This window comes from Bacillus sp. TH19, assembly GCF_016651075.1.
GTDB lineage: Bacteria > Bacillota > Bacilli > Bacillales > Bacillaceae_G > Bacillus_A > Bacillus_A mycoides.
In genome coordinates, this window is the sequence record NZ_JAEKEO010000007.1 from 456953 (window position 1) to 473150 (window position 16198).

At 36.2% G+C, this 16198-nt stretch carries 14 protein-coding genes and 1 pseudogene; 12 read left to right on the plus strand and 3 right to left on the minus strand.

Annotation, left to right across the window (positions count from 1 at the left end):
• The first annotated feature begins 280 nt into the window (after positions 1–280).
• Positions 281–1651 (plus strand): UDP-glucose dehydrogenase family protein, encoded by a 1371-nt coding sequence (locus tag JFU54_RS05955; protein ID WP_201063960.1) that lies wholly within the window; start codon positions 281–283, stop codon positions 1649–1651.
• Positions 1652–1726: 75 nt separating this feature from the next.
• Positions 1727–2842 carry a non-hydrolyzing UDP-N-acetylglucosamine 2-epimerase gene (gene wecB, locus JFU54_RS05960; RefSeq protein WP_201063962.1) on the plus strand — a complete coding sequence of 372 codons (1116 nt, stop codon included), beginning with the start codon at positions 1727–1729 and terminating at the stop codon, positions 2840–2842.
• 53 nt (positions 2843–2895) lie between these two features.
• Here wecB and JFU54_RS05965 read toward each other — a convergent pair whose 3' ends face one another.
• Together JFU54_RS05965 and JFU54_RS05970 are read right to left on the minus strand one after the other, a co-directional pair.
• Entirely contained in the window at positions 2896–4020 is a 1125-nt protein-coding gene (locus JFU54_RS05965) for an LCP family protein (protein ID WP_201063964.1), read from the minus strand.
• Positions 4021–4094: 74 nt separating this feature from the next.
• Positions 4095–4730 (minus strand): YigZ family protein, encoded by a 636-nt coding sequence (locus JFU54_RS05970; protein WP_002143754.1) that lies wholly within the window; start codon positions 4728–4730, stop codon positions 4095–4097.
• Positions 4731–4968: 238 nt separating this feature from the next.
• On the opposite strand from JFU54_RS05970, the gene JFU54_RS05975 reads away from it, so the two are divergent.
• From JFU54_RS05975 to hpf, 7 genes are all read left to right on the plus strand, one after another.
• Positions 4969–5811 (plus strand): DegV family protein, encoded by an 843-nt coding sequence (locus tag JFU54_RS05975; RefSeq protein WP_002016143.1) that lies wholly within the window; start codon positions 4969–4971, stop codon positions 5809–5811.
• 173 nt (positions 5812–5984) lie between these two features.
• On the plus strand, positions 5985–6299 hold the full coding sequence (locus JFU54_RS05980) for a winged helix-turn-helix transcriptional regulator (protein ID WP_002089608.1): 315 nt from the start codon (positions 5985–5987) through the stop codon (positions 6297–6299).
• A 271-nt stretch (positions 6300–6570) separates the two neighbouring features.
• The gene (locus tag JFU54_RS05985; protein ID WP_207192601.1) at positions 6571–7902 is read left to right on the plus strand and encodes a C40 family peptidase; all 1332 of its coding nucleotides are present in this window, start codon (positions 6571–6573) and stop codon (positions 7900–7902) included.
• Between the two features lie 130 nt (positions 7903–8032).
• Complete coding sequence (comFA, locus tag JFU54_RS05990; protein WP_193652142.1) at positions 8033–9382, plus strand: ATP-dependent helicase ComFA; 1350 nt, start codon at positions 8033–8035, stop codon at positions 9380–9382.
• Positions 9382–10086 carry a ComFC family protein gene (locus tag JFU54_RS05995; protein ID WP_002129929.1) on the plus strand — a complete coding sequence of 235 codons (705 nt, stop codon included), beginning with the start codon at positions 9382–9384 and terminating at the stop codon, positions 10084–10086. Before comFA ends, JFU54_RS05995 begins: the two co-directional genes overlap by 1 nt.
• Before the next feature lie 126 nt (positions 10087–10212).
• Positions 10213–10410 (plus strand): cold shock protein CspC, encoded by a 198-nt coding sequence (gene cspC, locus JFU54_RS06000; protein ID WP_001990088.1) that lies wholly within the window; start codon positions 10213–10215, stop codon positions 10408–10410.
• Between the two features lie 320 nt (positions 10411–10730).
• Positions 10731–11273, plus strand: coding sequence for a ribosome hibernation-promoting factor, HPF/YfiA family (hpf, locus tag JFU54_RS06005; protein WP_002034758.1), 543 nt, complete (start codon positions 10731–10733; stop codon positions 11271–11273).
• Between the two features lie 103 nt (positions 11274–11376).
• Here hpf and JFU54_RS06010 read toward each other — a convergent pair whose 3' ends face one another.
• Positions 11377–11745 carry a VOC family protein gene (locus JFU54_RS06010; RefSeq protein WP_307838306.1) on the minus strand — a complete coding sequence of 123 codons (369 nt, stop codon included), beginning with the start codon at positions 11743–11745 and terminating at the stop codon, positions 11377–11379.
• Here JFU54_RS06010 and JFU54_RS29685 point away from each other — a divergent pair.
• The 3 genes and pseudogenes from JFU54_RS29685 to prfB form a co-directional block, all read left to right on the plus strand.
• A pseudogene (locus tag JFU54_RS29685) lies at positions 11705–11809 on the plus strand (helix-turn-helix transcriptional regulator); the annotation flags it as partial. The gene JFU54_RS06010 and the pseudogene JFU54_RS29685 sit on opposite strands and share 41 nt — an antisense overlap.
• 254 nt (positions 11810–12063) lie before the next feature.
• On the plus strand, positions 12064–14571 hold the full coding sequence (gene secA / locus JFU54_RS06015) for a preprotein translocase subunit SecA (RefSeq protein WP_201063968.1): 2508 nt from the start codon (positions 12064–12066) through the stop codon (positions 14569–14571).
• Positions 14572–14714: 143 nt separating this feature from the next.
• Positions 14715–15813, plus strand: a protein-coding gene (gene prfB, locus JFU54_RS06020) for a peptide chain release factor 2 (protein ID WP_100248371.1) whose coding sequence is annotated in 2 segments (ribosomal slippage) — positions 14715–14786 and positions 14788–15813 — 1098 coding nt in all. Because the reading frame shifts where the segments join, the coding sequence is not laid out codon by codon here.
• The last annotated feature ends 385 nt before the right edge of the window (positions 15814–16198 follow it).

Sequence of the window (16198 nt, forward strand, 5' to 3'; positions counted from 1 at the left end):
GGAATGTTGTGTCCTTAGAGAAGGTTGATCTCATATTGTGTCTTGTAATATGACATTGTACTCCCCTCTCATATAGCGATGACTTTTGTTTCAGTATTATAAGTGTTGCACGTAAAATGAGTAAGTTCCGTGTTAAATTGTGGGAATTTACATTTTGTATATATTGCATCATTTAACTTTACAAAATCTTAAAAAATAATAAAAAAACGATTCATATAATAAAGAAGTGAAAGAATTTTCTCATTCTTAGTGTGAGAGGGGGAAGCGCAGGAGGAGTTCTATGTATTCGTATATTTTCTTATGTATATTCCTGTGCGAAAAGAAAATGAAAATTACGATAATAGGTACCGGATATGTTGGATTGATTACAGGAGTAGGATTGGCGAGATTGGGACATTCAGTCACATGTTTCGATATAAATAGTGGGAAAATTGAACGGATTAAACAAGGCGAGTTACCTATTTATGAATGTGGATTAAATGAATTAATAGATGAAGCATATGAGAATAATCATTTAACTTTTACAGCAAGTAAATCAGCGGCATTTAATGATGTAGAGTTTATATTTATTGCAGTTGGAACGCCATCTTTATTAGATGGAACAGCAGATTTAACGTATATTCGTAGTGCTTGTGATGATATTGGAACATATGTGAATAACGATATTATTGTTGTTACGAAAAGTACGGTTCCTGTAGGGACAAATGATGTAATGAGAGAATGGATTGAGGATAAACTACAAGGTAGACATGAATTATATATTGTATCGAATCCAGAGTTTTTAAGAGAAGGTTCTGGTATTTATGATTTTTTTCAGGGTGATCGTATCGTAATTGGAGCATGTAGTGAAGAAGCTGCAAGGAAAGTAGAGAATTTGTACAGTAAATTAAGCTTACAAACGTATATTACAGATATTCGAAGTGCTGAGATGATTAAATATGCATCTAATGCTTTTTTAGCTACGAAGATTAGTTTTATTAATGAAATTTCTAATATATGTGAGCAAGTGGGTGCAGATATAGTAGATGTAGCTACAGGGATGGGGATGGATAAGAGAATTGGTGCATCTTTTTTAAATGCAGGCATCGGATATGGAGGATCTTGTTTTCCAAAAGATACGAAAGCGCTTGTGCAAATTGCAGGGAATGTTTCTCATGATTTTCGCTTGTTGAAAGCAGTCATTGAAGTGAATAATAAACAACAGTTGTTGTTAGTTGAAAAAGCGAAGAAAATTATAGATATGAAGAAAAAGCAAATTGCGGTTCTTGGTGCAGCATTCAAACCGAATACTGACGATATTAGGGAAGCACCATCTCTTATTGTAATAGAAGAATTAATTAATATGGGTGCGGATGTGGTTTTATATGACCCACAAGCTATTCAAAATGTAAGAAGTTTATTTGGAAATACGATACGATACGCTGAGTGTATAGATGAATCGATTAGAGAGGCGCATGCAGTTTTTATCGTAACAGAATGGGAATCAATTCGAAATTATCCGCTAGAAAAGTATGCACAGCTTATGAGGGAACCTATTCTATTTGATGGGAGAAATTGTTATACTAATGAGGATGCCGAGAAGCATGGATTAGATTATTACTCAGTTGGGCGAAAAGACGTCTGTAATAGTAATGTTTCTCAGGCTCGTTAAAAAATGTATTTTCACATGCATATTTTTATATGCGATAATAGAAGTTTTAACTAGTGAAAGAAAAGAGGCAATGAAATGACTGAACGTTTAAAAGTAATGACAATTTTCGGGACACGACCAGAAGCAATTAAAATGGCACCTCTTGTATTAGAGTTGCAAAAGCACCCAGAAAAGATTGAATCAATTGTGACTGTAACAGCACAACACCGTCAAATGTTAGATCAAGTATTAAATATCTTTGGAATTACGCCGGATTTCGATTTGAATATCATGAAAGATCGTCAAACGTTAATCGATATTACAACACGTGGTTTAGAAGGTTTAGATAAAGTAATGAAAGAAGCGAAGCCTGATATCGTACTTGTGCATGGTGATACAACGACGACATTTATTGCAAGCTTAGCTGCTTTTTATAATCAAATTCCAGTAGGACATGTTGAAGCAGGACTTCGTACATGGGATAAGTATTCTCCATATCCAGAAGAGATGAATCGCCAACTAACAGGTGTAATGGCGGATCTTCATTTCTCACCTACAACAAAATCAGCAACGAACTTACAAAAAGAAAATAAAGATGAGTCACGCATTTTCGTAACAGGAAATACAGCGATCGATGCACTGAAGACAACTGTAAAAGAAACTTATAGCCATTCGGTGTTAGAGAAACTTGGAAATGATCGTCTTGTACTTATGACAGCACACCGTCGTGAAAATTTAGGAGAACCAATGCGCAATATGTTCCGTGCAATTAAGCGTCTTGTTGATAAGCACGAAGATGTACAAGTTGTATACCCTGTTCATATGAATCCTGTTGTTCGCGAAATAGCGAATGATATTTTAGGCGAGCATAGCCGTATTCATTTAATTGAGCCGTTAGATGTAATTGATTTCCATAACGTTGCAGCTCGTTCATACTTAATGTTAACTGATTCTGGTGGTGTACAAGAGGAAGCACCATCACTAGGTGTGCCAGTCCTTGTCCTTCGTGATACGACGGAACGCCCAGAAGGTATCGAAGCAGGTACGCTGAAATTAGCAGGAACAGATGAAGAGACAATCTTTGGTCTTGCTGATGAGTTGTTATCTGATAAAGAAGCTCATGATAAGATGACGAAAGCATCTAACCCTTACGGCGATGGTCGTGCATCAGAGCGTATTGTAGAAGCGATTTTACAATACTTTAAGAAGTAACAACAATTACGTGAAATAAAAAGAGCCAAATCGTATACGATTTGGCTCTTTTTTTATTCATGATTCCTCATAATCCACTCTGCATGAGCATTTGTAGAAGGGGGAGGAGGTGGTGTTTTGTTCTCACTCGGCTCTTTCTTTGCTTTTGCGCTGGAGTTAGAATTTGAATCGGAATTTGTATTCTCATTTTTCGTAGTCTCTGTTGGAACTTTTGCTTTTTCTCCTATTTCCTTTTCAATTTCGTTACGTGCAGTCTCTACACTGATTGGATCTGGAAGGAAGTAATAAATACCGCCAATTTTTCTGTCTTCTCCTTCAAGTTTTAACGTTTGTATTGTAGAAGGATCGAATCCAGAGATTTTATTGTAAAGAGCAAGTCCGTCTGAAATAGGAATATCGGTTTTTATATATTTTCCAACTACCTTTGTTAAATCTTTAATTTTAAATACGGTAGAAGCAGAGTTTAGCTTTTGGGCAACAGCAGCCAGTACTTGTCTTTGTCTAGCGGCTCGACCATAATCACCGTTAGGATCTTGCTTTCGCATACGGACGTATGCGAGTGCTTCTTCACCATTTAAGTTCTGTTGACCTTGTTTAAATTGGATTTTTTTATAGTAATCCACGTCAGAGCGTTCCCAGAAATCGAAGGGGACATCAACGGTAATACCGTCAACAGCATCAACGATACCTTTAAATCCTTGGAAATCAATTTTAATATAATGATCAACAGGAACTTTTAAAAACTCTTCGACGGTGTCGATTGCCATTTTTTCTCCACCGTAAGCATGGGCAGCGTTAATTTTGTCTTCTTTATTTTTGCCAACAATCTTAACACGAGAATCGCGTGGGATACTCATAAGTGAAACCTTTTTTGAGTTTGGATTAACTGTCGCGAACATGAGTGAATCTGTTCGGCCGTTTTGACCATCTGTTGCGTAATCCTCAATACCCATAATTAGTATTGTGAAAGGTTTTTTTGTGATTTCCACATCTTCTGCTCGTAATTTAGATTTTTCACGGCTAAATCCACTGTACATCCCCATGAGAGAAGTGTAGGAATTTAACATATAAAGTCCTACGCTACCAAATAAAAATGCGAAAATAAGAAAGATGAAAAGTTTTCTTCTACGTTTCTTTTTTATTCTGCTATTTTGGAGATGATTATAACGTTCTTCCATATATAATCTCCTTAGTTCATTTGTAGGGAATTAATTCACTACATTAATCTTTAAAGGCGAGACGTTAGCTATTCTTAGACAACGCCTTGTTCTAAGTACAACATATCTCCTTCTTTAATTGTACACTTCCCGTTTGTTAATTCAATCATCCAATCTGTGAATGGTTGTCTTTTGTCCTCTTCTACATACGCATCAAATGTGACATTTTCTAGATAATGTATATCTTTAATAGCATATTCTGAATTGCGTAATTCATTTTCAACTTTGCCAAGTAAAGTGTAATCAATTTCTGTTTGCATAACGCGCATTAGTTTTCGTTCAACAACGCCTACATGGTTAAGACCTTCACTTGTACATTTTCCATATGCGCGAATTAATCCACCAGCACCAAGTTTAATGCCGCCAAAATAGCGCGTAACGACGACGACAGTATCTTTTAGACCTCGTTTTTTTAATACCTCTAACATAGGCACACCAGCTGTGCCGCTCGGTTCACCGTCATCGTTCGCTTTTTGAATTTGATCTTGTTCGCCGATTAAATATGCGGAACAATTATGTGTTGCATTCCAATGCTGTTTTTTTATTTTTTGTATAAATGTTTGAGCTTCCTCTTCCGTTGTGGCGCGATTCACATAGCAAATGAATCTTGATTTTTGAATCACAATTTCGTGCTCTCCATAGCCTTTTATTGTTAAATATTGTAATAACAATGGTATACGCCCCTATCTTTCAAAATAACTAGTACTTTACATTTTAAAAGCGAGCGTTTTTATATTCAAACATTTTTTACAAATATGTTGAAATTTTTGGTGAGTATTTTATCTTTTTGTTGTAATTTGTCGAGCGAGTGATTGTAGTTTCTAGCCGGCATTTTTATGTATGGATGCACCTTTTCTAGTTTTCGTGTAAAATTAGGGGATAAAAATTTTTTATAAGGCAGGTACGAAAATGAAAACAGCTATTGTTACCGATAGTACAGCATATATACCGAAGCATATTCGTGACGAACTCAATATATATATGATTCCATTAAACGTTGTGTTTGGAACGGAATCTTATCAAGAAGAGGCTGAAGTTTCAGCAAATGATTTTTATATAAAAGTACGTGAACAAGAGGAACTTCCGAAAACTTCGCAACCAGCAATTGGAAAGTTTTTAGAGTTATATGAAGAGTTATCTAAAGAATATGATGCAGTTATTAGCATTCACCTTTCCAGTGGAATTAGTGGTACATATCAAACAGCAACGGCAGCTGGACAGATGGTAGATGGTATTGATGTATATACGTACGACTCTGAAATTAGTTGTGAAGTACAAGGGTTTTACGTGCGTGAAGGGGCAAAATTAGTAAGTGAAGGGAAAGCCCCAGAAGAGATTATCGCTCGCTTTGATGAAATGAAGCAAACGATGGATGCTTATTTTGTAGTGGATGATTTACATCATTTACAACGTGGTGGAAGATTAAATAGTGCACAAGCTTTTATTGGTAGTTTGTTACAAGTAAAACCAGTATTATACTTTAGAGATAAAGTAATTATTCCATTCGAAAAAATTCGTACGCGTAAAAAAGCGTTAAAGCGTATCGTTGAAATCTTTGATGAGCAGGCAAATAAAGGTGTGCCTATGGAAGCTGTTATTATTCATGCGAATCGTGAAGAGGAAGCTAATGAATGGAAACAAGAATTAGAAGAGATATACCCTCATGTTACAATTCGTACGAGTTATTTCGGAGCTGTAATTGGGACGCATTTAGGTGAAGGTGCGCTTGGTTTAGGTTGGTATACGAAGTGATAAAGATATAAAAGCTCTCTTACTTGAAGAGGGTTTTTTTACGGGTATTTTACGGGTATTTGACAAGTTAATATTTGGAAATGGTAAAATGTATGTAAAATTAAATAATGAGGAAAGTTTTATTACTTACTTTTTACAAGAAACTATATTATAATAGAAGAGAGGTGAAACATATGGAGCATAATTCTTGTTTATGTCCAAAGTTTGAGTCAGCTTTTACAATGCTTAGTAAGAAATGGACTGGCTTAATTATTAAATCTTTGCTCGAAGAGCCGAAACGTTTCAGAGAAATCGCAGATATTATACCGAATATGAGCGATCGTATGTTGTCAGAACGTTTAAAGGAATTAGAAGGCGAAGGTATTGTAGTTCGTAATGTTTATCCAGAAGTACCAGTTAGAATCGAGTACGGTGTAACTGATAAAGGGAAAGCGTTGGAAAGTGTTATGGATGAGGTCCAAAATTGGGCTGAAAAATGGATGAAGTAACGTTTCTATTTCATTCATATTGGAGTATTTTCAAAACGTAAGGGGTTCCCTTACGTTTTTTTTCAATCCTATAAAAAACGGTGTAAGGCTCTTGAAATTCTACATATATATACAAATTTAGATATACTTTGCTATAGAGATAAATGTAATATTACATTTATTTTACAAAACCGTAACATTAGCAAAAAAACTCCCGAATTATGGTATAAATTTTAATAGGTTATATACGGAAAATGAAAAAAAGAAAAAAGAAAGCGGTGTAAAAAATAAAATGAAAAAGCTAAAAATGGCATCTTGCGCATTAGTTGCAGGGTTAATGTTTTCAGGGCTAACACCAAATGTATTTGCAGAAGATAAAATTTCTGACGTGAAATCACAAATTAACACACAAAATGATACTTTACATAAACAACAACAAGAACGTGATGAATTACAAAAACAAATGAATGACTTAAACAAAACAATCCAAGGTTTGGATAAGTCTGTTCAAGAGAACGCTTCAAAACTTGATGAAACAACAAAAAAAGTTTCTGATACTGAGCAATTAATCGAAAATAAAAATAAAGATATTGCAGAACTACAAACAAAGATTGCAAAACGTGAAGAGTTATTAAGAAAACGTTTAGTTGCACTACAAGAACAGCCAAATACGAACATTGTAACAGAAGTTCTTGTAAACTCTAAAAACGTTGCAGATTTAGTTGATCGTTTAGCTTCTGTGTCTAAAATTATGGAATCTGACGAAGATATCATGAAAACACAACAAGAAGATCAAACGAACGTGAAAAAAGATGTTGAGACAGTAAAAGAAAAACAAAAAGAATTAAAAGAAGCACAAGCTCAAATTGAAACTGCTAAGAAAGAACTTGACGTTGAAAAAGAGAAAAAAGCAACAGCAGTAAACGATTTAAGCGGTAAAATGGATACAGTTGTAACTACAATGACAAGTACGGAAGGTCAATTGAAAGAGCTTGAACAACAGGCATTAAAATTACAACAAATCGCTGAAAAAGAAGCGCAAGAAAAAGCTGCACAAGAAGCTGCTGCTCAAAAACAAGCAGAACAAGCTGCTAAAGAAGCACAAGCTCAACAAGCTGCACCAGCGCAAGCGCCTGCAGAACAAGCTGCACCAGCAAACAATGCTGGACAAGCTCAAAAAGAAGAACCTAAAAAAGAAGAACCTAAAAAAGAAGAGCCTAAAAAAGAAGAGCCTAAACAAGAAAACAAAAAACCAGAGCCAGCACCAGGTCCAACTCCGGCTCCTGGCGTAATTGGTAAAGCGCAACAATACTTAGGTAAGCCATATGTTTGGGGAAGTGCATCTCCATCAAACGGTGGTTTTGACTGTAGTGGATTTATTTCTTACATTTATGGTGTAGGTCGTCAAGACGTTGCAGGTTACTGGAACTCAGTTTCGAAAGTAAGTAGCCCACAACCTGGAGATTTAGTATTCTTCCAAGGTACTTATAAAGCAGGTCCATCGCACATCGGTATTTACGTTGGTAACGACCAGATGATTCATGCAGGTGATAAAGGGATTGCTTACGCTAGCTTAAGCAGTAGCTACAACCAAAAACATTTCTTAGGTTACGGTAGATTATAGGATTTATAATTGAATAAAAAACGTGTATAAAGTCGATAGCTTACTATTTTATAAGTAGGTTATCGGCTTTTTTGAGTTTTTACGAGATAAAGAGAAGGATTTATAGTAGTGCTGGAGGTGGCTATTGATGATGTTAGCTGGTAGACAGTTACTGTTAGAAGAACTCTCTTCAGATTTACAGAATAAATTGGATCATCTGAAAAGGAATCGAGACGTCGTTTGTGTACAAGGGGTAATTAAGAAGTCTTCAAAATATATGTGTCAGCGCTGCGGAAATATAGAGCAGCGACTATTTGTATCATTGCTATGTAAAAGGTGCAATGAAGTATGTACGTATTGCCGGAAATGTATAACGATGGGCAGGGTAAGTGAATGTACTGTACTTGTTCGCGGGATTGCTGAAATAAGCGGAGAAAGTTATTTGAATCCGTTACAGTGGGAAGGCGTTTTGTCTGACGGTCAGGAGTTAGCTGCGCAAAGTGTCGTTGACGCTGTTAAGCAGAAAGAATCATTTTTTATTTGGGCAGTGTGCGGGGCTGGAAAAACAGAAATGTTGTTTCGCGGAATTGCAGAGGCACTACAAAAGGGAGAAAGAGTTTGTATTGCAACGCCGAGAACGGACGTTGTACTTGAATTAGCACCAAGATTACAAGAAGTGTTTCCAAATATAAATGTAGCTGCTTTATACGGAGGGAGTTTAGACCGAGAAAAAGATGCGGCGTTAATCGTTGCAACTACACATCAATTGTTACGTTATTATAGGGCGTTCCATGTCATGATTGTAGATGAGATAGATGCTTTTCCATATCATGCAGATAAGATGTTGCAGTATGCAGTAAACGAAGCGATGAAAGAGAAGGCAGCACGTATTTATTTAACTGCAACTCCAGATGAAAAGTGGAAGCGTAAGTTGCGAAGTGGTAAGCAAAAAGGGGTTATTATTTCAGGGCGATACCATCGTCATCCATTGCCAGTTCCGATATTTCAGTGGTGCGGAAATTGGAAAAAGGGTCTTATACGTAAAAAAATTCCTCGTGCTTTATTACAATGGTTAAATCTGTACTTATCGAAACGATACCCCATTTTTTTATTTGTTCCTCATGTGCGATATGTAGAAGAAATTAGCCAGTTATTAAAATCATTAAACAATCAAATTGACGGTGTGCATGCAGAAGATCCGGCGAGAAAAGAGAAGGTAGCAGCTTTCAGAAAAGGAGAAATCCCTTTATTAGTTACAACGACGATTTTGGAACGAGGAGTAACTGTTAAAAATTTGCAAGTTGCAGTTTTAGGAGCTGAGGAAGAAATATTTTCAGAAAGTGCTCTCGTTCAAATTGCAGGGCGTGCTGGCAGAAGCTCTGATGAACCGCATGGAGATGTTATCTATTTTCATTATGGAAAGACAGAGGCGATGGTTCGTGCGAAAAAACATATTCAAAGTATGAATAAGAATGCTAAAGAACAAGGATTGATAGATTGATGCATTGTCTACTTTGTGATGAGTATATTTCATATGCGATTAGTTGGTACACTTTTTTTGTTAAGCTTCATAAAAAGTATATATGTGATAGATGTGAGCAAAAACTTTCCTATATTATAGGAGATATTTGCAAGGAGTGTGGTCGGCCTTTAGAACTTGTACCAGCTGAATATAAAAATGGGGATATTTGTATGGACTGCATAAGGTGGACGAACGAGCAGGGGTTTCCGTCTCTCATAAATCGTTCGTTGCATGTGTATGATGAAGGGATGAAAGAAATATTAGCACAGTTTAAATTTCGAGGAGATGCTGAATTAGTGCATATTTTTCATCAGCCTTTTCGAAGTCTTTTTCAAAAATATTTTGCGAATGTTTCAGTTGCCATTCCGGTTCCTCTTAGTGAAGAGCGAGAATACGAGCGTGGTTTTAATCAAGCGGAGTTACTAGCTTCTTGTTTGCCTATCAAAATGTTTTGTACATCATTAAGAAGAATAGAAACAGAAAAACAAAGTAAGAAGAAGCGTAAAGAAAGGATATCGGGAGTTAATCCTTTTTATTTTCAGGGAGAAGAGATGTTTCATGAGCAACACGTTTTAATCGTGGATGATGTGTATACGACAGGAATTACTGTTAGGCAAATTGGAAGCCTTTTGTATGATCGAGGAGCGAGAGAGGTTTCTTGTTTGACGCTTTGTAGAGGTTAATATGTGAATGTCGAAAGGAGTAATAAAAAGACGACAGGTCTTCTTTGACTTACAGTCTTGTCATTCGCTATAGTCAGAATATGGGGCGAATGCCCTGATTTTAAGAGTGAAGGGAATGGAATGAACATGCAAGGACGAGTAAAATGGTTCAATGCAGAAAAGGGATTTGGGTTTATTGAGCGTGAAGATGGTGACGATGTGTTTGTTCATTTTTCTGCTATTCAACAAGATGGGTATAAGTCGTTAGAAGAAGGTCAACAAGTGGAGTTTGATATTGTTGATGGAGCACGTGGGCCACAAGCGGCTAATGTTGTGAAACTGTAAAAATTAAGTTTTTGGAAAAGATAGAGCTGTATTTTTAGCAGCATTATATAGATGGCGAAAGCTCTTGTTCGTAACAAGGGCTTTTTTGTTTTAGAGGAGTTGTCAAAAAGTTGTTTCTTTTCTGTAACTAATTGTCCACAGTTACATTCGTTATTCACGATGTTAATAGGATAAAATAAAGATAGAAACGATGCATCTTTTCATTTCAACAAAAAACGATAAAAAAATCGCAATTCCACTAATTTTTTAAAAAAATTAGAAGGAGTTTTTAAGCCAAGGTCGAAATTATAGTACATAGGCTTGAAAGGAGGAATTCATCTATGAAATTCAACATTCGTGGTGAAAATATTGAAGTAACTCCAGCATTAAAGGAATATGTAGAGAAAAAACTAAGTAAATTAGAGCGTTATTTTGATACATTCCCAGAGATTAAGGTTAATTTAAAAGTATACTCTGACAAGCAACGTATCGAGGTAACAATTCCATTTACAGATTTATTACTTCGTGCAGAAGAAACAAATAGCGATATGTACGCTGCGATTGATTTAGTAGTTGATAAAATTGAGCGACAAATTCGTAAACATAAAACAAAAGTAAACCGTAAATTACGTGAGAAAGGTTCTGTGAAAACTAACTTTATCCTTCCGGAAGCAGTAGCTGTTCTGGATGCGGTAGAAGAGGATGAATTAGAACTTGTACGTACAAAACGATTCGATTTAAAACCGATGGACGTTGAAGAAGCGATCTTGCAAATGGATATGCTAGGACATAGTTTCTTCGTCTTCACAAATGCTGATACAAATGAAACTAATGTTGTATATGGCCGTAAAGACGGGAAATATGGTTTAATCGAAACTAAATAATCATTCAAAAGCGCAGCCGAAATGGCTGCGCTTTTTTTATATGTTTTTGCCTTCCTATCTTGTAATATTGATATGAATTTAAATGGCTTATTCGTAATAAAATTTAGAAGTCATGTTTTGTAACGGTCAATTGTATTACTATTCCAAAAGGATCTCGCACAATGGCGTAACCAGGGCTGAAGGAGTTTTTTTCAAAAGGTGTTAAAATATAAAGCTCATCATGTTGAATTAGATTGTGATAAAGTACTTCAATGGTTTGGAAATCTTTAGATTGAATGCATAATGATGAGCTATTACTTAATTGCCAAGGGCGTGTGGAATCCACTGCCTGTTCTGCAATCATAATTTTATTAGTGCCAATTTGTAAAACGGAATGGGTAATATAATGTTCTTGGCTTTCTTTATACGTGAAATTCGGATCTATTTCTTTCATTTCATATCTAGCTAGTTTTGGTAAAACTATAAAAATAATTGAGCCATCTTCTTTAAAAGAGAACTTGAAAGAATACTACTTAGATTTAATACAAAATTTGTAACGAAGAGATAGTAGTTTGTTGGAAGAAATAAAATAAAATAAAAACTTTTTCTGAATCTACGGCTCGACATTTGGACGATTGTTGTCATAGTTATAAGACAAGTGTTACAATTATCATTAGGTTTATACATTTTAGCTTTTTAAATTAGGAGAAAAATTGGCATAACATAAATTTGATTTTTATAACGACTGATTGTAAAGAGAAAAAGAAAGCAATCGGAAGTTTTATTTTAATAAAAGAGGAGCGTATTTCCTATGATCGGTATTTTAAAAAAGGTATTTGATGTCAACCAACGCCAAATTAAACGTATGCAGAAGACAGTGGAGCAAATTGATGCATTAGAATCATCTATTAAGCCGCTAACTGATGAACAATTAAAAGGAAAGACGATTGAATTTAAAGAACGTCTAACAAAAGGTGAGACAGTAGATGATCTACTTCCTGAAGCTTTTGCGGTTGTTCGTGAAGCAGCGAATCGTGTTCTTGGAATGCGTCCATATGGCGTACAGCTAATGGGTGGTATCGCCTTACATGAAGGAAATATCTCTGAGATGAAAACAGGTGAAGGTAAAACGTTAACATCTACTTTACCTGTATATTTAAACGCATTAACAGGAAAAGGTGTTCACGTTGTTACAGTCAATGAATATTTAGCGCAACGTGATGCGAGCGAAATGGGACAACTTCATGAGTTCCTTGGCCTAACTGTAGGGATTAACTTAAATAGTATGTCACGTGAAGAGAAACAAGCTGCTTATGCTGCTGATATTACGTATAGCACAAATAACGAGCTTGGATTCGATTACTTACGTGACAACATGGTGTTATATAGAGAGCAGTGCGTTCAGCGTCCACTTAATTTTGCTATCATCGATGAAGTCGATTCTATTTTAGTCGATGAAGCACGTACGCCGCTTATTATTTCGGGACAAGCTCAAAAATCAGCAGAGCTATACATGTTTGCAAATGCATTCGTTCGTACATTAGAAAATGAAAAAGAATATTCATTTGATGTGAAAACGAAAAATGTAATGTTAACAGAAGATGGTATTACGAAAGCTGAGAAAGCTTTCCATATCGATAACTTATTCGATTTAAAACATGTAGCACTTCTTCACCATATTAATCAGGCGCTTCGTGCACACGTTGTTATGCACCTTGATACAGATTATGTTGTACAAGAAGGCGAAATCGTAATCGTAGACCAATTCACTGGTCGTCTTATGAAAGGTCGTCGTTATAGCGAAGGTTTACATCAAGCTATTGAAGCAAAAGAAGGCGTAGAAATTCAAAATGAAAGTATGACGCTTGCAACAATTACGTTCCAAAACTACTTCCGTATGTACGAAAAATTATCTGGTATGACTGGTACAGCGAAAACGGAAGAAGAAGAATTCCGTAGTATTTACAATATGAATGTTATCGTAATTCCAACGAATAAAGATATTATTCGTGATGATCGTGCTGATTTAATCTTCAAATCAATGGAAGGTAAATTCAATGCAGTTGTTGAGGATATTGTAACTCGTCATAAGCAAGGGCAACCTATTCTTGTTGGTACAGTTGCAATTGAAACGTCAGAGCTTATTTCAAAAATGTTAACACGTAAAGGTGTACGTCATAATATCTTAAATGCAAAAAACCATGCGCGTGAAGCAGATATCATTGCAGAAGCTGGTATGAAAGGCGCTGTAACAATTGCGACGAATATGGCTGGTCGTGGTACGGATATTAAGTTAGGCGAGGATATTAGAAACGTCGGTCTAGCAGTTATCGGTACAGAGCGTCACGAAAGCCGTCGTATTGATAATCAGTTACGTGGTCGTTCTGGTCGTCAAGGGGACCCTGGTGTAACACAGTTCTACTTATCAATGGAAGATGAACTAATGCGCCGCTTTGGTTCTGACAATATGAAAGCGATGATGGATCGTCTTGGTATGGATGATTCACAGCCAATCGAAAGTAAAATGGTTTCTCGTGCTGTAGAATCTGCACAAAAACGTGTGGAAGGAAATAACTATGATGCACGTAAGCAGCTATTGCAATACGACGATGTACTTCGTCAACAACGTGAAGTAATTTATAAACAGCGTCAAGAAGTAATGGATTCAGAGAACTTACGCAGTATTATTGAAGGTATGATGAAATCTACGATAGAACGTGCTGTTGCACTTCATACGCAAGAAGAAATCGAAGAAGATTGGAGCATTAAAGGTCTTGTCGATTACTTAAATACAAACCTTCTTGAAGAAGGAGATGTAAAAGAAGAAGAGTTACGTCGCCTTGCTCCAGAAGAAATGAGCGAATCAATTATCGCGAAATTATTAGAGCGTTATAACGAAAGAGAGAAGCTTCTACCTGAAGAGCAGACGCGTGAATTCGAAAAGGTTGTTGTATTCCGTGTTGTAGATACGAAATGGACAGATCATATCGATGCAATGGATCACCTTCGTGAAGGTATTCATTTACGTGCTTACGGACAAATCGATCCACTTCGTGAATACCAAATGGAAGGATTCGCAATGTTCGAGTCGATGATCGCTTCTATTGAAGAGGAAATCTCTCGTTACATTATGAAAGCTGAAATTGAGCAAAACTTAGAGCGTCAAGAAGTTGTTCAAGGTGAAGCTGTTCATCCATCAAGCGATGGCGAGGACGCGAAGAAAAAACCGGTTGTAAAAGGTGACCAAATGGGACGCAACGATTTATGTAAATGCGGTAGTGGCAAGAAATATAAAAACTGTTGTGGCATTGGGCAGTAATAGGGAACTGTAGTTCAGGCTGCTTTGCAAACTTTTACATCAAAAATGTATAATGAAAAGGTTTAAACTCTCTCCGTAATAAGTGGAGAGAGTTTCCCTTGTTTTCATATGAAAGTAACAGCAATTACATAGAGGTGAAGGAAATGGAATTAGTAGAAATTAGGCAAGAATTAGAAAAAATGGCTAAGAGATTAGCGGCTTTTAGGGGGTCTCTTTGACCTTCCTACTAAGGAAAAACAAATTGCAGAATTAGAAGAAACGATGATGGGCGCAGGATTTTGGGATGACCAACAAGGCGCACAAGCTGTAATTAATGAAGCGAATGCGCTGAAAGATATGGTTGGAAGGTTCCGTCAGTTAGATGAGACGTTCGAAAACTTAGAAATGACGCATGACTTACTTAAAGAAGAGTATGATGAAGATTTACATGAGGAACTAGAATCAGAAGTGAAAACTTTAATTCAAGAAATGAATGAGTACGAGCTGCAGTTACTATTAAGCGATCCTTATGATAAAAATAACGCTATTTTAGAATTACACCCAGGTGCAGGTGGAACAGAGTCACAAGACTGGGGTTCTATGTTATTACGTATGTACACGCGCTGGGCTGAAAAACGTAGGTTTAAAGTAGAGACGGTTGACTACTTACCGGGCGATGAAGCTGGTATTAAGAGTGTTACATTATTAATTAAAGGTCATAACGCTTACGGTTACTTAAAAGCGGAGAAAGGTGTACATCGTCTTGTACGTATTTCACCGTTCGATTCTTCAGGTCGTCGTCATACATCGTTCGTATCTTGTGAAGTTGTACCTGAATTCAATGATGAAGTTGAAATTGAAGTGCGTACAGAAGATTTGAAAATAGATACGTATCGTGCAAGTGGTGCAGGTGGACAGCACGTTAATACGACAGATTCAGCAGTTCGTATAACTCATCTACCGACAAACACGGTTGTAACATGTCAGTCAGAGCGTTCTCAAATTAAAAACCGTGAGCATGCGATGAAAATGCTAAAAGCGAAATTATATCAAAAGAAATTAGAAGAACAACAAGCACAATTAGATGAGATTCGCGGAGAGCAAAAAGAAATTGGATGGGGAAGCCAAATCCGTTCTTACGTATTCCACCCGTATTCTCTTGTGAAAGACCATCGTACAAATACAGAAGTTGGTAACGTACAAGCAGTTATGGATGGAGAAATTAATCCGTTTATTGATGCGTATTTACGTTCTCGTATTTAATAAGAGAAAAAGCCAACAGAATTGTTGGCACATGCTGAGGTCCAAGAGGATATAAAGAGGCTTATCTTATTTATATTGATGAAATAAAGAGGAAGAGAAGTTGGAAACGACAACTTCTCTTTTTGATGAGATTATATGTAGAATACAATGCCGTATATTGTTTTGTAAAAGGTAGAGAATAGTAAAACAAAGTGGTAATAGAGTAGGACTTTATATAGAATTTCTCAGTTTTGATTGGAGAAAAAGGCTCTTTATAGAACTTTCTAAGGTGTTCACAGAATTGAAACAATTTATGAAAGCTTATTTTATTAGGCTTCTCACTATATTTGTGAAAAATATGAAATACACCTTAGTTTTTCTATATAAAGATAATGCTTATAATGAA

Coding starts and splice junctions, on each gene's coding strand:
- secA (WP_201063968.1), top strand. CDS start 12,064: ATGATCGGTATTTTAAAAAAGGTATTTGATGTCAACCAACGCCAAATT.
- cspC (WP_001990088.1), top strand. CDS start 10,213: ATGCAAGGACGAGTAAAATGGTTCAATGCAGAAAAGGGATTTGGGTTT.
- JFU54_RS05955 (WP_201063960.1), top strand. CDS start 281: ATGTATTCGTATATTTTCTTATGTATATTCCTGTGCGAAAAGAAAATG.
- JFU54_RS05985 (WP_207192601.1), top strand. CDS start 6,571: ATGAAAAAGCTAAAAATGGCATCTTGCGCATTAGTTGCAGGGTTAATG.
- wecB (WP_201063962.1), top strand. CDS start 1,727: ATGACTGAACGTTTAAAAGTAATGACAATTTTCGGGACACGACCAGAA.
- JFU54_RS05965 (WP_201063964.1), bottom strand. CDS start 4,020: ATGGAAGAACGTTATAATCATCTCCAAAATAGCAGAATAAAAAAGAAA.
- JFU54_RS05995 (WP_002129929.1), top strand. CDS start 9,382: ATGCATTGTCTACTTTGTGATGAGTATATTTCATATGCGATTAGTTGG.
- comFA (WP_193652142.1), top strand. CDS start 8,033: ATGTTAGCTGGTAGACAGTTACTGTTAGAAGAACTCTCTTCAGATTTA.
- JFU54_RS05975 (WP_002016143.1), top strand. CDS start 4,969: ATGAAAACAGCTATTGTTACCGATAGTACAGCATATATACCGAAGCAT.
- JFU54_RS05980 (WP_002089608.1), top strand. CDS start 5,985: ATGGAGCATAATTCTTGTTTATGTCCAAAGTTTGAGTCAGCTTTTACA.
- hpf (WP_002034758.1), top strand. CDS start 10,731: ATGAAATTCAACATTCGTGGTGAAAATATTGAAGTAACTCCAGCATTA.